The following is a 14,385-nucleotide window of genomic DNA, read 5'->3' as shown; positions in this document are numbered from 1 at the left end:
GGGCGGCCCCGGCGCCGCCCGCACCCCGCCCGCTCACCGTCCCCGCTCGGGCCCGCCGGCCGGGCGGTACGTGGACACGTGCACGCCCGTGCCGCTGGTGACCGTGGAGACGAGTTCCAGCGGGCGCCGCACGCCGTCCTCGCCCCGCTCGGGCCACGCGGCGGCCATCGTCTGCCACGTCCGCCGCCCGAACAGCAGCGCGTCCGCCCCGCTCAGCGCCTCGGCGAAGGCACCTCCGACCGTCTCGGGGTATGTGCGCCTCCGCTGTCGCTACGGCGCGTTGCTGCGCCTCCTCCGGGACCTCCAGGCGGGCGGTCAGGCGGATGTCGGCCACCGAGTGGGCGGCCTCGACGGTGTAGGAGCCGGGGACGAGCCGCCGGCCGGAAGGCGTCCAGGTCTCGGCCGCCCGGCGGGGCAGCGCGATCCGCGCCTCCGCCGTCCCGCCCGGCTCCGCGCGGACCACGGCGAAGCCCGCGAGCCACCGGTCCGGCCGCGGCCCGAATGCCGTCGCGGGTTCGTCGGGCGCCAGGTAGAGCTGGACGGTCTCGCGGCCCTCGCGGGCGCCGCTGTTGCGCAGCCGGACACGGACGGTGGCCGGCAGACCCGGCTCGGGTCCCGCGGGCTCGACGGCCAGCGACTCGTACTCCCACGTCGTGTAGCCCAGGCCGTGGCCGAAGGGGTACGCGGGGGCGGCCGCGGCCCGCTGCCAGGCCCGGTAGCCGATGAACAGGCCCTCCTCGTACACCAGCCGGCCGTCGACGGGGGTGACCGCCGTGACCGGGGCGTCGGCGAGCCGGGCCGGCCAGGTGGTGGGGAGGCGGCCGCCCGGTTCCTCGTCGCCCAGGAGTACGTCGGCGAGCGCGGCCCCCGCCTCCTGGCCACCGAACCAGGACAGCAGGATCGCCGCCACCTCCTCGCGCCAGGGCAGTTCGACCGGCGCGCCCGTGTTGACGACGACGACCGTACGGGGGTTGGCGGCGGCGACGCGGGCGACGAGTTCGTCCTGGCGGCCGGGCAGCCGCAGGTCGGCGCGGTCGAAACCCTCGGACTCGACGCGCTCGGTGGTGGCGACCACCACCACGGCGGTGTGCGCGGCGCGGGCGACGGCGACGGCCTCGGTGAGCAGTTCCTCCGGATCGCGCTCGGGGTCGCCGTGCAGCAGGCCGAACGAGACGGCGGGGAAGGGCAGGCCGAGGCCGCGCGGCAGCGTACAGCGCAGGCCGACCTCGACGGGCCGGCCGGCCACCAGGTCGACGCTCCCGCGCTCGCGCGGCGCGCCGAAGAACACCTCGAAGGGGTCGCCGTCCGCGTCCGGCGCCTCCTGCCCCTCGTAGACCACCCGTCCGTCCACGGTCAGCCGGAAGGCGCCCAGGCCGCGCGTGCCGAACCGGTGGGCGCCGCTGACCCGCGGGACGAACTCGCCGCGGATCTCGACGCTGTCCAGGGCCTCGTACGGGACGCCGTCCGGCAGTTCGCCGAGCCACTGCACCTGGCCGCCGGGCAGTTCCTCGCCGCCGGGCACGCCCAGCTCCCGGCCGCCGGCGTCCCGCGCGACGGCTCGAAGCCGGAACCCGGCCGCCGCGGGCGGCAGTTCGTCGCTCGGGTCGGCGCCGAGGGCGTACGTGACCGGGACCCGGTCGGGCAGCGCGGCCCGCAGGCCGTCGAGCGGGGAGACGACGTGGTCGGGGAAGACCAGCGCGGAACCGCCGCCGAGGACGCGGGCGTCGCGCGCGGCCGCGCCGATGACGGCGACGCCGCCCGCGCCGAAGAACGGTGCCCGCAGCGGCAGGACGGGCGCCCGGCCGCGCACCTCGTTGCGCAGAAGGACCAAGCCGCGGCGGGCGACCTCGCGGGCCAGCGCGTCGCCGTCGACGGGGGCGGGGCGGTCGGCGGGCGGGACCGCGGCCGGGGCGCCGGACAGCAGGCCGGCCCGCGCGGCCAGCCGCAGCACCCTGCGGGCGGCGGCGTCGACCAGGCCCTCGTCGACCTCCCCGGCGCGTACCGCGGCGGCGAGCGCCTCCCCGTAGACGGTCCTCGGGCCGGGCATGGCGATGTCGAGGCCGCCGCGCAGGGCGCCGGCGGTGGAGCGGGCGGCCAGCCAGTCGGAGACGACGACGCCGTCGAAGCCCCACTCCCCGCGCAGCACGCCGTTGACCAGGGCGTCGTGCTCGGTCATGGTCGTGCCGTTGACGGCGTTGTACGCGGCCATCACGCCCCAGGGCCGCGCGCCGGTCACGACGGCCTCGAAGGGCGCCAGGTACAGCTCGCGCAGCACGCGCTCGTCGATCCGGTTGTCGACGGTGAAGCGGTCGGTCTCGGCGTCGTTGGCGACGAAGTGCTTGACGGTGACGCCCACGCCGCCGTCCTGCACGCCCAGCACGTACCCGGTGCCGATGGCGCCGGTCAACAGCGGGTCCTCGCTGTACGCCTCGAAGTGCCGGCCGCCCAGCGGGCTGCGGTGCAGGTTGACGGTGGGCGCGAGCAGTACGTGGACGCCCTTGCGGTGAGCCTCCTGGGCGAGCAGCCGGCCCGCCCGCCTGGCAAGATCCGGGTCCCAGGAGGCGGCCAGCGCGGTCGGGCTGGGCAGCGCCACCGACGGGTCCGCGGACGTCCAGCGCCTGCCCCGCACCCCCACCGGGCCGTCGGACATCACCAGCGGGGCCAGCCCGATCGCGGGGAGGCCGGGCAGGGACCACATGTCCCGCCCGGCCAGCAGCCGCGCCTTGTCGTCGAGGCCGAGTCCGCGCAGCGCGGCTTCCACCGCGCGCTCCCGCTCGTCCTCGCGGTCCCCCGTCATGGTCGGTCCTCCCTGCCGGCTACGGGCTCGCCCGCAACCCTAGGGCCCCGGCGGGCCCGGGGGGAGGCGCCGGGCGCACGTACGGGCACGGGCTTCGCGCCGGGCGGGGCGGTGACGTGCCGTCACTCGGGGAGTTCGACGATCATCTTTCCGATGTTCTCGCCGCGCAGCATGCCCAGGAACGCGTCGAGGGTGTTCTCGATCCCGGTCACCACCGTCTCGCGGTAGCGCAGCCTGCCCTCGCGCAGCCAGCCGCCGACCTCGCGGACGAACTCCGGCTGGAGGTCGTAGTGGTCGCCGACGATGAAGCCCCGCAGGGTGAGCCGCTTGCCGATGGCCAGCGCGAGGTTGCGCGGACCGGGTGTCGGCTTCGTGGCGTTGTACTGGGCGATGGCGCCGCACATCGCCACCCGGCCGCCCTGCCGCAGGGCGCCGATGGCCGCCTCCAAGTGCTCGCCGCCGACGTTGTCGAAGTACACGTCGATGCCGTCGGGCGCCGCCTTCGCCAACTGCTCGGCGACGGGGCCGTCCTTGTAGTTGAAGACGGCGTCGAACCCGTACTCGTCCTTCAGCAGCGCCGCCTTCTCGTCCGAGCCAGCGCTGCCGACGACGCGGGCGGCGCCCTTGAGCCGGGCGATCTGCCCGGCTTGGCTGCCGACCGCGCCCGCCGCGCCGGAGACGAACACGGTCTCGCCCTCGGTGAACTCCCCGATCCGCAGCAGGCCGGCGTAGGCGGTGAGCCCGGTCATCCCGAGCACGCCGAGGTAGGCCGACAGCGGGGCGGCGCCGGGGTCGACGGCCACCGCGTGAGCGGCGTCCACCAGGGCGTACTCCCGCCAGCCGAGGCCGTGCAGCACGTACTGCCCCGGCTCGAAGCCCTCGGCCCCCGAGGCCACCACCCGGCCGACCGCGCCGCCGAGCATGGGCTTGCCCAGCTCATACGGCGGGGTGTACGACTTCACGTCGTTCATCCGGCCGCGCATGTACGGGTCGACCGACACGTACATGTTGCGGACCAGCAGTCGGCCCGGTCCCGGCTCGGGGACCTCGGTCTCGACCAGGGCGAAGTCGTCGGGCACCGGCCAGCCCTGCGGGCGGGCGGTCAGGTGCCATTCGCGGCTGCGGGGCATGAGCGGGCGCGCTCCTTCCGGGCGCGGCGCGAGGAGGCCCGTCGTCCCGACCGGACCGGCCGCACCGCGAAAAGGTTCAGATACTTAATTAACCATGAACCTTGATGTTTCATGCTGTCAAGTAAGCGAGTAGCCTGGTCCCCATGACTGGGCGCGAGACCCCCCGGATGGACCCGCTGACCGCCGAGGTCGTCGACCTCATCGGCACGATGGTGCAGCGCTTCCACCAGGAGTACGACGCGGCGGCCGCGGTGCACCACCTGACCGGGGCGCAGGCCCGGGTGCTGGCGCTGGTGTCGGGCGGGCCGATGCCGATGCGGCGGATCGCCGAGCGGCTGAAGTGCGAGCCGTCCAACGTGACGGGGATCATCGACCGGCTGGAGGCCCAGGGGCTGGCCGAGCGGCGGTCCGACCCCGCCGACCGCCGGGTCAAGCTGGCCGTGGCGACCGGCGCCGGGCGGGACACCGCGACGCGGCTGCGCGAGTCGCTGGACTTCGCCCGCGAGCCGCTGGCCGCGCTGTCCGAGCACGAGCGGCGCGCGCTGCGGGACCTGCTCAAACGCGTGATCGACCCCCGGCCGGCGGACTGACCCGCGCGGCGGCGCCTACCGGCGGCGGCCCGCTACTGGCACCACCACAGCACCTGCTTGCAGTGCGTCGCGGTCGGCGACGGGGTCGGCGAGGGTGGCGCGCTGGTGGTGGGCGGCGCGGTGGTGGGCCGCGGCCGGACCGTGCCGGTGGCGGTCGGTTGCGGCGGGGCGGGCCGGCGGGTACGGGTCGCGGTCGCCGTGGCGGACGGCGGGGCGGACGGGGAGGGGGAGGCCGAGTGCGGCGGCCGGTGGTGCCCGGCGGACGCCGCCGTGGGCGCTCCCCCGGCGTCGGGTGGGGCCGTTCCGGTGGGCGGCGGCGGGAGGTCGGGCACGCCGCGCGAAGGGACACCGCCGCCTCCGGCGCCGCCGGACAGGGCCGCGAGCGAGAACATGGCCACGGCGCCGGTCACCGCGACGGCGCCGACCCCGAACACCGCCGCCCGGTGGCGGCCGCGCCGGGCCCGGCGGGCCCGTGCCCGCTGCCGCTTCTCCCGCTGGGCGGCCCGCCCGCCGGGCTCCTCGCCGTACGCTTCCCCGCCGTACGCTCCCCCGCCGTACGCTCCCCCGCCGCCTTGCGCCCGCGACTCGCCGGCGGCCGCCGGTCGCGCCGCGCCGGGCGCGCCGGGCGCCGTGAGCTCGTCCGCGGGCGTCCCGCAGCCCGGGCACGAGAAGGCGCCGTTGAGGTGGCGCCGGCAGGCGTAGCAGTAGTCCATGACGCAGGGACCTTAGGGGACGGGCGCGCCGCGGCAAAACCCCGGGTTTCCGCTTGTCACGGCTTTGCCCGGTAACTCCGGCGGGCCGCCGGCCGGGTGGCCCGGGCGCCGCGGCCGGCCGCCTCCCGGACTATCCGGCCAGCAGCCCGCGGCCGAGCCAGTCGCTCTTGTCCCGCACGCCCGGCAGGACGAAGAAGTAGCCCCCGCCGGTCGGGGAGATGTAGTCCACCAGCGGCTCGTCGATGAGCCGGGTCTGGGTGGCCTCGAACTGCCGCACCACGTCCTGCTGGTAGCAGCAGAAGACCAGGCCCATGTCGAGGTTGCCGACGGAGTCGACACCGCGGTCGTAGTTGAAGCCCCGGCGCAGGATGCGGGAGTCGGCGGTCCCCGGGGTACGCGGGTTGGCCATCCGGATGTGCGCGTCGAGCGGGATGGCGTCGCCGTGCGGGTCCTTGGCGTAGTCCGGCGTGTCGGTCTCCTTCGCGCCGTCCAGGGGGGCGCCGGTGTCCTTGCGGCGGCCGAACATCTTCTCCTGCTCGGTCAGCGAGACCCGGTCCCAGAACTCCACGAGCATCCGGATGATCCGGATCACCTGGTAGCTGCCGCCGGTGGCCCACGCGGGCTCGCCCAGCGCGCCGTTGACCCACACCAGCCGGTCCATCTCGCGCGAGGACGTGACGTCGGGGTTGACGATGCCGTCCTTGAAGCCGAGCAGGTTGCGCTGCGCGCCGGCCGGGCGCGGGGCGTTCTGGAAGCCGTCGACGCGCCACTTGATCTGCATGCCGCCGCGGGTGTGCCGGGCGATGTCGCGCAGGGCGTGCAGCACGGTGTCGGTGCTGCCGGCGCAGATCTGCAGGCTGAGGTCGCCGTGGCACTCGGCCGGGTCGAGGTTGTCGTTCGGGAAGGTGCGCATCGGGGCGAGGCGGCGCGGCTTGGCGGCGGCCAGCCCGTAGCGGTCGTCGAAGAGGGAGGAGCCGACGCCGACGGTGACGGTGAGGGCGTCGGCGGGGACGGTCGGGCCGAGGATGCCGTTGTCGGAGGGCGGGGCGCCGACGCCGAGGTCCGCCGGGGTGCCGCCCGCGGTCAGGAACCGGGCCCGCTCGGTGATGGTGCGGAACAGGTCGGCGAGTTCCGCGCGGTTGTCCGCGATGACGTTGAACGACACGAAGGTCGCGGCCGAGGGCGCCGGTGTGGTGACGCCCGCCTGGTGCGCGCCGTGGAAGGCGACCGCGGGCGCCTGGCCGCGGGCGCCGGAGTCCTCGGCGTGCGCGGTGCTCCCGCCGGCCGCGGAGGTCAGGGCCACCCCGCCGCCGGCCAGCACGGCCGCGCCGGCTCCCGCGCCCAGCGCCGTCTTCACGAACGACCTGCGGCCCGCGCCGAACGGGCAGGTGCCGCCCAGGCCCTCGTGTGCCGGGTGGCCCTCGGGGCGGAAGTCGGCGGACATGTGCGGGTTCCCTTCGTCGTGGTCGTGGTCGTTACGGTCAGGTCGGTCGTTACGGGCGGGTCGGTCGTCCGGGCGGGAGGGGGTCGCGCGGCCGGGCATCAGGCGGACTTCCGGATCTCCAGCAGATCGGGGATCGGCGCGAGGTCCTCCAGGAGCCGGCCGGTGGCGCCGTCGATCTTCGCCTTGGCCATCGGGTCGAGGGAGCCGACCGGAGTCCAGCGGCCGTCGCGGTGGGCCGCGTCCAGCAGGCCCTGGAGGCGGTCGATGCCGGCGTCGACGGCGGTGAGCTGCCGCGGGGCGCGCTCGGTGATCAGCGGGCGCAGGACGGACAGCAGTTCCTTGGTACCGGCCAGGTTGGCGTTCGCCGTGGCCAGGTTGGTGCCGCTGCCCTCGTCGGTGTCGCCGGTCAGCTCGAACTGGAGGGTGTTCTCCAGGATCTCGTGCGTGCGCAGCGGCAGGTCCGAGGGGTCGAAGTCCTGGGTGGGGAACGCCTTGCGCAGGCCCGTCACGTCGGCCGCGAGCCGGTCGGCGTACGGCCGCAGGACGGCGGCGGACTGGCCGTGCCACAGGCCGTATTCGATGCGGTGGAAGCCGGTGAAGTCCTTGTCGGACACGCCGCCGGGCAGGCCGTCCTTGCGTCCGTCGATCTTCGCGTCGAAGTCGGCGAAGGTCCCGTACGCCGCGCCCAGCGAGGAGTACGTCAGGTGCGCGCTCAGCCAGTCGGTGCGGGCGGCGGCCAGGTCGCCGGCCCTGAGGTCGGCCTGGAGCGCGGCCGTCCGGTCCTGCAGGGTGGCGAGTCCCGCGTCCACGTACGCCCTGTACGACGCGAGCGGCGCCTGGAGTTCGGACTCGGCAAGCGGGAGCACGGCCTTGGTGGAGCCGCCGCCGCTGACGCGCACCGACGCCGAGGTGACCGCCCGGCCGCCGGTCGGCACGCAGCGCCAGGCATAGGTGCCGCTGCCGACGGTGGCCACCAGGTCGCGGGTGGTGCCGGGGGCCAGGCCCTCGATCTCCCCGTAGACGGCGTTGCTCGACGGGTCGATGAGGTAGACCTCGGACGCCTTGTCGCCGGTGTTGCGCATCTGGAAGGTCTGCCGGCCGGGCTCGGGCGCCTTGAAGCCCTTGCCGCAGTCCTTCTCGGAGACCGCCACGGTCTGCGCCGCCGCGGGCTTGCCGCCGCTGAACGCCACCACCAGGCCCGCGGCCAGCGCCGGGACGGCGACCACCGCGGCCGGGACGACCCACGCGGGCCGCGGGCGCCGTACGGTCCGGGTGTCGCCGGACGGCGTCGGGGCGGGGGCCCGGGGGGTCGGCTCCGCGTCCGTTCCCGGCTCGTCCGCCGCCCGCGCCGCGGTGGCCGCCGCCGGCGCCTCCGCCCGCGCCGGCGCCTCCTGGGAGACCCGGACCTCGGGGGACGCGGCGGGTGCCGGCTTGGCCGCGGGCGTGCGCACCCCCCGTACGAACAGGGTCATCACGACCGCGAGGTAGAGGACGTAGCCGGCGACCTGGAGCCAGGTCATCTGCGGGGTGAGGTTGAGGACGCCCTGGAGGAGGGCGGCGTACCAGGATCCGGCGTCGACGTGGGCGCTCAGGTCGAAGGCGAAGGCGCCCTTGCCGGGCAGGACGCCGCCTTCCTGGAGGTCGCGCAGGCCGTAGCCGAGGACGCCGGACGCGATGACGATCAGGACGATGCCGGTGACGGTGAAGAACCGGGTGAGGTTGATCCTCAGCACCCGCCGGTACAGGCCCCAGCACAGGCCGGCCGCCAGCACCAGGCCGATCCCGGCGCCGAGCAGCGGCCCGGAGGACTCGCCCGCCGCGCGGCCGGTGGTCCACAGGAACAGCGCGGTCTCCAGCCCCTCGCGGCCCACCGCGAGGAAGGAGGTGAGTACGAGCATGCCCCCGCCCATGGCGAGCGCGGCGGTGACCTTCTCCCTGATCTCACCGGACAGGTTGCGCGCCGAGCGGCGCATCCAGAACACCATCGCGGTGACGAAGGCGATGGCGACGACGCTCAGCGTGCCGCCGAAGGCCTCCTGCGCGGTCTGCGACAGGTTGGCGGCGGTGAAGGTGAGGATCGCGCCGAAGCTCATGGACAGGGCGATGGCGGCCAGCACGCCCGTCCAGACCTGCGGCAGCCGGGACTTGGCGTCACCCCGCACGAGGGTGGCGACGAGGATGGAGACGATGAGTCCGGCCTCGAGACCTTCCCTGAGCCCGATCAGGAAGCTCGGAAACGCGTCGTCCCACATGTCGTTGTCCTCCCCGGGCCCGCCCCGTCGTCGGCGGCCCGCCGTCCGCGCCGCGATCGACAACTTAGCTTAGGCGTACCTAACCACGCACGGCGGGGGTGGGGGGCGTTTTCGGCCAGGACAGGCGCGATGGGACCGATGTCACACACCTCGCACGCGCGCTGTCGCCGCGCGGGGCGTTCCGCGGCGCCTTTCCCGGGGCCTTTCGCGGGGCGTCGCGCGGGGCGCCCGCGGACGCGCCGGGCGGGGACGTGAGCGGGTGCCGCCGCGATGTGCGCCATCTGGCGTAGACGGGCCGCGAGCGGTGCCGTAGGACATGACCAGCCGAGCGATCGGCCGGGGACCCCCTGGCGAACCCAGGGGGGAGCACGGGGGAGCACGGGGGAGAGGCTCGATGACATCCGAAGCGCTGCACCACTGGATCCTGGTGCTCGACGTGGAGCGGTACAGCACCCGCTCGGACCCGGTCCAGCGGTCCCTGCGCACCGCCATGTACGACGTGTTCACCACCGCCTTCGGGCAGGCCGGGCTGAACGGCCACGGCGTGGTGACCGAGGACCGGGGCGACGGCGTCCTCGTGCTGGTGCCGCCCACGGTCTCTCCCGTGCGGCTGGCCGGGCCGTTCGTCCGGGCCCTGGACGAAGGCCTGCGGGAGAAGGCCGCGTACTTCGGTCCGCGGCACGCGCTGCGGCTGCGGCTGGCGATGCATCAGGGGCTGGCGACCCGCGACGAGTACGGCTGGTCCGGCGACGCGGTGAACACCGCGAGCCGCCTGGTGGACGCCCAGCCGCTGCGGGACGTACTGCACGCCGCCGAGCTGGGCCACATGGTCTTCGCCGTCTCCTCCTCGGTGTACGAGGGGGTGGTGCGCCACGGCCACCGCGGTGTCGACCCGGCCGCGTACGCCCCGATGAGCTTCCGTACCAAGCATGGGGAGCGCGTCGGCGCCTGGGTGACCGTGCCCGGCTACAGCGCGCCTCCCGTACCGCCGCCGGCCGAACCCGGGTTGGAGCCGGGAGGGGGCTCCGACTCGGGCGCGGGCGCCGCGGCGGACGCGCGGGAGGGCGCGGACCGCGCGGCGGCGCCCGCGCCCTCCCCCGCCTCCGCGGGGCCGGTCTTCCACATCGGCGTCGCCCGCGGCGACGTGGTCGGCCACGACAAGAACGTCACCATCCACCGCGGGGAACGCCGGTGAGCAGCCCGGCACCACAGCCACCGCCAGGGGGATCAGGGGGCGCGGGAGCGGCGGCGGGGCCGCAGGGGGCAGCCCCGGCCGCCGCTCCCGTGGGGGGTCCTCCCCCCGCGGGACCGCAGCCCGCGCCCGGCGGCCCGGGTCCTGCCGCCGCCGGCCCCGGCCCCGCGTCCGGCCCCGAGCCGGACGGTCAGCCGCAGCCGCCCGGGGCTCCCGCCGCGCCGCACGCCGACCCGTCCGCCCCGCCCGACGACCGGATCGGGCCCGGTGACGACGCCACCGCCGCCACCGGCCGCCTGGGCCACGGCTCGCAGCGCTACGGGCACCTGCGCGCCGCGTACGCCAACGTCGACGGCGACGTGGTCGGGCGGGACAAGAACGTCTTCCTGTTCGGCGAGGGGCCCGAACGGCTGTGGCCGCTGTCACCCGTACTGGCCGAGCGGGTGCGGTTCGCGTACGAGGAGGCGCCCGGCGCGGACGAGGCCCGCGACGCCCTGCGCCGGCAGCGGATCGTCATCCTGCGCGGCCCGGCCGGCATCGGCAAGACCGCCATGGCCGCGCGGCTGCTGATCGGCGTGTGCCGGGGCCCGGTCTACCACCTGGACAGCGGCGCCGGCCTCGGCTCGCTCGCCGATCGGCTGGACGCGGCCGGCGGCGGCTCCGGCGGCGGCTCCGGCTCCGGCTCCGGCGACACCGGCAGCGGGATCGAACCGGGCGCCGGCTTCCTGCTGGACCGGCCGGCCGACGCGGCGAACCTGCGCGGGGAGATCCACGACCGGCTGCAGACCGCGCTGATGGCGGCCGGCGCGACCATGGTCGTCACGGTCGCCGACACCGATCTGGCCGACAGCGACCTGCTGTCCGGCGTGGTGGACCTGACCCGGCCGCCCGCCCCGCGGGCCCTGGTCCGGCGCTATCTGACGTGGCGGCTGGGCGCCCAGGAGGCCGCCGCGCTGCTGGCCGATCCCGAGGTGGAGAAGCTGCTGGCCGAGCGGGTGGACGGGCGGACGTCGTGCAAGGCCGCCGCCGATCTGGCCACCGCCATGGCGGACGAGTACCAGTACGGCGGCCTGGACGCCGGACGCATCCGCGAGCGGCTGGCCCGGCAGGGCCTGGAGACCTTCGAGATCTGGGCGGAGGGGCTGACCGATCCGTTCGTCCGCGCCTTCGCCCTCGCGCTCGCGGTCCTCAACGGGCTGCCGCAGGACGACATCGCAGCGGCCGCCCGCGCGCTGCTGCGCCGGATGGACGCCGGCCTGTCGCCGGCGGAACCCGCGCCGGGCGAGCCCCGCTACCAGTCCGTCGCGCCCCGGGACCTGCTGGCGCTGCCGATGCGCAAGCTACTGGTGCGGCTGCACGCCCGGCGGGTGGCGGGCCGGAACGGGGGCACGGGTTCGGGCGCCGGGCAGGGCGGCCCGGGCGACGGGGTGGGCGCCGGGCGCACCCGCGGCACCGCGGTGACGGCGCGGCCGGCCGGCGTCGGCGGTCCCGGTACGCGGTCGCAGGGCCAGGACCGCACGCAGTGCCTGGAGTACCAGGACCCGGCCTACCCGCGGCAGGTCATCGCCCACTTCTGGTCGCAGTACGCGATCCAGGACGTGCTCCTCGACTGGTTCGGCGACCTGGTGCGGGAGCGCTCGGAGCAGGTCCGGGTGTACGCGGCGGTGGCGCTCGGCGGGCTGCTGCGCACGTCGCTGCCGTACCTCACCGAGGGGCTGCTGTCGGACTGGGCGTTCCACCAGGACTTCCGGCTGCGTGAGGCGGCCGGGTACGCGCTGGCCACCGGCGGCCGGGATCCGGGGCTGCGGCCGGAGATCGAGGCGCTGACCGACTCCTGGTTCGCCGACCGCACCCGCCCGCTGGGGCAGGCGACGGCGGCCCGGGTGTACGGACTCGGCCGGCCGGCCGCCGGCCACGGGCGGAACATCGCCGCGCTGGCCCGGCTGTCGGTGGTGGACCACATGAAGGTCGCGGTGGCGATCGGCGACAGCTACTCCGACATGATCGCCGCCGACCACGCGCTGGCGCCGCTGGTGCTGAGCGTGCTGCGGTCCGGCGCGGGCGACCCGCCGGCCCGGCCGACCTGCCTGCTGGCCTTCCTCATCGTGGCGTCCTCGCTGGTGGTCGACGGCACCCGGCCGGACATGGCGGACGGCGACGGCTGGCCGGCCCTGCTGTACCTGACGGCCGATCAGCCGGGGTTGCGCGAGCCGCTGCTGGTGCTGTGGCGCGAGGCGCTGTCGCAGGCGTACTTCAACAAGCAGGCGCAGGGAGTGCTGCGGACCTGGGCGGGCCTGGCCGAGGCCGACGACAAGCTGCGCGAGACCTTCATGGCGATGGTGGCGGGCATCGTGCACGGCGACCAGCGGTCGGCCGCGATCGTCCGGATGTGCGCGCGGGACTGGACGGGCCGCGACGAGCTCGCCCCGCTGCCCGTCGTCGCGTGGGAGGTGGGCAAGGTGCTCGAACGAGAGAAGGTATGAGATGGCGACGCCGACGCTCCCCCTGATCCTCAACGTGGACTCGGTGCCGCCGCAGGAGCGGACCGCCTGGTGGGACGAGCACCGCAGCGTGGCCATCGTCCACCGGACCGCCGACGGGCGGCTGACCGTCGGCACCAGGTCACCGGCCACGCTGTGGGACAAGCTGCGCGGCAAGGGCGGCACGCGCTACGCCGTGGACCTCAGCGACCACCGTCGCAAGGCGGCCCTGCGCAACACCCCGCTGCCGTGCAGCGACCAGGCTCACCGCTTCGAGGCGACCTTCGACATCGGCTTCCGGGTGCACGACCCGGCGGAGGTGGTGCACCGCAACGTCACGGACGCGCTGGCGGTCGTCTACGGCTATGTCGTGCCGACGATCCGCATGTACGCCCGCCGGTTCGCGATCGACGAGGCGGCCCGCGCCGAGGAGCAGATCAACCGGGCCTTCGCCCAGGAGGTGCGGCTCGCCGAGGGCATCACCATCTTCTCGTGCACGGTCGGCGTGGAGCCGGACGAGGACGCCCGCGCGTACATCAGGACGCTGGCCAGGGACCAGCGCGAGCGCACCCTCGGCAGGAACCGGCACGACAGCGCGGCGGCGGCCGAACGCTCCCGGCAGGCCATCGAGGACATCCGCCAGGAGGGGGAGCTGCAGCGCGGCAGGCAGCGCGAGGCGGCGCTCGCGGGCATGCCGCTGAACATCGAGGGGCTGATCCGGCGGCACCTGGTGCAGCACCCCGAGGACACGGTGCGCGCCACGCAGCTGCTCACCGAGTGGGAGGCCACCCAGGTGGCCAGGGCCGAGCTGGGCGTCCAGCGGCACGACGCGATGTTCAAGTTCCTGGTGGAGAAGGACATCCTGCGCAGCCCGGACCTGCTGCTGCTGCGCGAGGGCGTGCTGGGCGGGCTGAACCAGCAGGTGCCGCCGGTCGGCCTGCCGCCGGCCGCCGCGTCCGCGGTCGGCTCCGCTCCCGCGCAGCCCGCCCCGGTCTCGTGGGGCGGCACGGTGACGCCCGGCCACAGCGGCGGCGGTACGGGGGCGGGTACGGCGGCGGGCGCCGCGGCGGCCGGCGGGGCGCTCGCCGGCGGCGGCCCCCGTACCGCGACCATGCCGGTCTACCTGGTGTTCGACACCTCCCAGGAGGCCGCGCCCTTCACCGACGGCCTCAACGACGCCCTGCGGTCGCTGCACACCGCGCTGGCCACCAGCCCCGACGTGGCGGGGGCGCTGCGGGTGTGCGTCCTGGGCTTCGGCGAGCAGCCGGACATGCGGCTGCCGCTGACCCGGTTCGCCTGGGCCACGAACGTGCCGCACCTGCCGGCGCACGGCGACTGCCGCTTCGGCGCCGCCTTCGAGGGCCTGCTGGACGTGCTGCCCGAGGACGTGGACCGGCTCAAGCGGGACGGCGGGACCGTGCACCGCCCGGTGGTGTTCTTCGCCGCCACCACCACGCCGCGGGACGGCGCCCAGTGGCCGCAGGCCCAGCAGCGGCTGGCCGCGCACCGCTACGCACCGACCGTGGTCGCCTGCGGCCTGGGCGCGGCCGAGGGCCGCACCATGCTGCGCATCGCCTCCAGCCCCCGGCTCGCCTTCGTGGCCGCCCCGGGCACCCACCCGTCCGCCCAGACCGCACCGCTGTCCGCGCTGCTGCAGTCCACGCTGCTGCACCTGGGCAGGGGCGTGCTCTCCGGCCGGCCCGACCTCGTCGCCGACTGCCCGCAGGGCCTGCTGCCCGCGGCCGAGCGGTGACGCGCCCACCCGCGCTCACCAGGAAAAGGATCAT

The 14,385-nt window shown here is 75.8% G+C and carries 8 protein-coding genes and 2 pseudogenes; 4 read left to right on the top strand and 6 right to left on the bottom strand.

Annotated features, from left to right (window positions below):
- Nucleotides 1-135 precede the first annotated feature (135 nt).
- From K7G61_RS37375 to K7G61_RS26460, 3 genes and pseudogenes are all read right to left on the bottom strand, one after another.
- Nucleotides 136-249 (bottom strand): annotated as a pseudogene (locus K7G61_RS37375) (dihydrofolate reductase); the annotation flags it as partial.
- Between the two features lie 49 nt (nucleotides 250-298).
- Nucleotides 299-2,797 (bottom strand): annotated as a pseudogene (locus tag K7G61_RS26465) (glycoside hydrolase family 3 protein); the annotation flags it as partial.
- Nucleotides 2,798-2,919: 122 nt separating this feature from the next.
- Entirely contained in the window at nucleotides 2,920-3,927 is a 1,008-nt protein-coding gene (locus tag K7G61_RS26460; protein WP_225849502.1) for an NADP-dependent oxidoreductase, read from the bottom strand.
- Between the two features lie 143 nt (nucleotides 3,928-4,070).
- On the opposite strand from K7G61_RS26460, the gene K7G61_RS26455 reads away from it, so the two are divergent.
- A complete protein-coding gene (locus K7G61_RS26455) occupies nucleotides 4,071-4,517 on the top strand; it encodes a MarR family winged helix-turn-helix transcriptional regulator (protein WP_225849501.1) in 447 nt (148 codons plus the stop codon).
- 32 nt (nucleotides 4,518-4,549) lie between these two features.
- On the opposite strand, the gene K7G61_RS26450 is transcribed toward K7G61_RS26455, so the two are convergent.
- The 3 genes from K7G61_RS26450 to efeU all read right to left on the bottom strand — a co-directional run bounded on the left by K7G61_RS26450 (nucleotide 4,550) and on the right by efeU (nucleotide 8,926).
- Nucleotides 4,550-5,230 carry a hypothetical protein gene (locus K7G61_RS26450; protein ID WP_225849500.1) on the bottom strand — a complete coding sequence of 227 codons (681 nt, stop codon included), beginning with the start codon at nucleotides 5,228-5,230 and terminating at the stop codon, nucleotides 4,550-4,552.
- 130 nt (nucleotides 5,231-5,360) lie between these two features.
- Nucleotides 5,361-6,674 carry an iron uptake transporter deferrochelatase/peroxidase subunit gene (efeB, locus tag K7G61_RS26445; RefSeq protein WP_225849499.1) on the bottom strand — a complete coding sequence of 438 codons (1,314 nt, stop codon included), beginning with the start codon at nucleotides 6,672-6,674 and terminating at the stop codon, nucleotides 5,361-5,363.
- 98 nt (nucleotides 6,675-6,772) lie between these two features.
- Nucleotides 6,773-8,926, bottom strand: coding sequence for an iron uptake transporter permease EfeU (gene efeU / locus K7G61_RS26440; protein WP_225849498.1), 2,154 nt, complete (start codon nucleotides 8,924-8,926; stop codon nucleotides 6,773-6,775).
- Between the two features lie 394 nt (nucleotides 8,927-9,320).
- Here efeU and K7G61_RS26435 point away from each other — a divergent pair, with 394 nt between their 5' ends.
- From K7G61_RS26435 to K7G61_RS26425, 3 genes are all read left to right on the top strand, one after another.
- A complete protein-coding gene (locus tag K7G61_RS26435; protein ID WP_225849497.1) occupies nucleotides 9,321-10,121 on the top strand; it encodes a hypothetical protein in 801 nt (266 codons plus the stop codon).
- Nucleotides 10,122-10,210: 89 nt separating this feature from the next.
- Nucleotides 10,211-12,601: a hypothetical protein gene (locus K7G61_RS26430; protein ID WP_225849496.1), complete on the top strand. Its 2,391-nt coding sequence runs from the start codon at nucleotides 10,211-10,213 to the stop codon at nucleotides 12,599-12,601.
- Between the two features lies 1 nt (nucleotide 12,602).
- Nucleotides 12,603-14,351: a hypothetical protein gene (locus K7G61_RS26425; RefSeq protein WP_225849495.1), complete on the top strand. Its 1,749-nt coding sequence runs from the start codon at nucleotides 12,603-12,605 to the stop codon at nucleotides 14,349-14,351.
- The last annotated feature ends 34 nt before the right edge of the window (nucleotides 14,352-14,385 follow it).

This window comes from Streptomyces sp. HPF1205 (genome assembly GCF_020400825.1).
Classification (GTDB): Bacteria; Actinomycetota; Actinomycetes; order Streptomycetales; family Streptomycetaceae; genus Actinacidiphila.
Note: the sequence above shows the minus strand (reverse complement) of the source record. Positions and strands in the feature narration are given on the sequence as shown.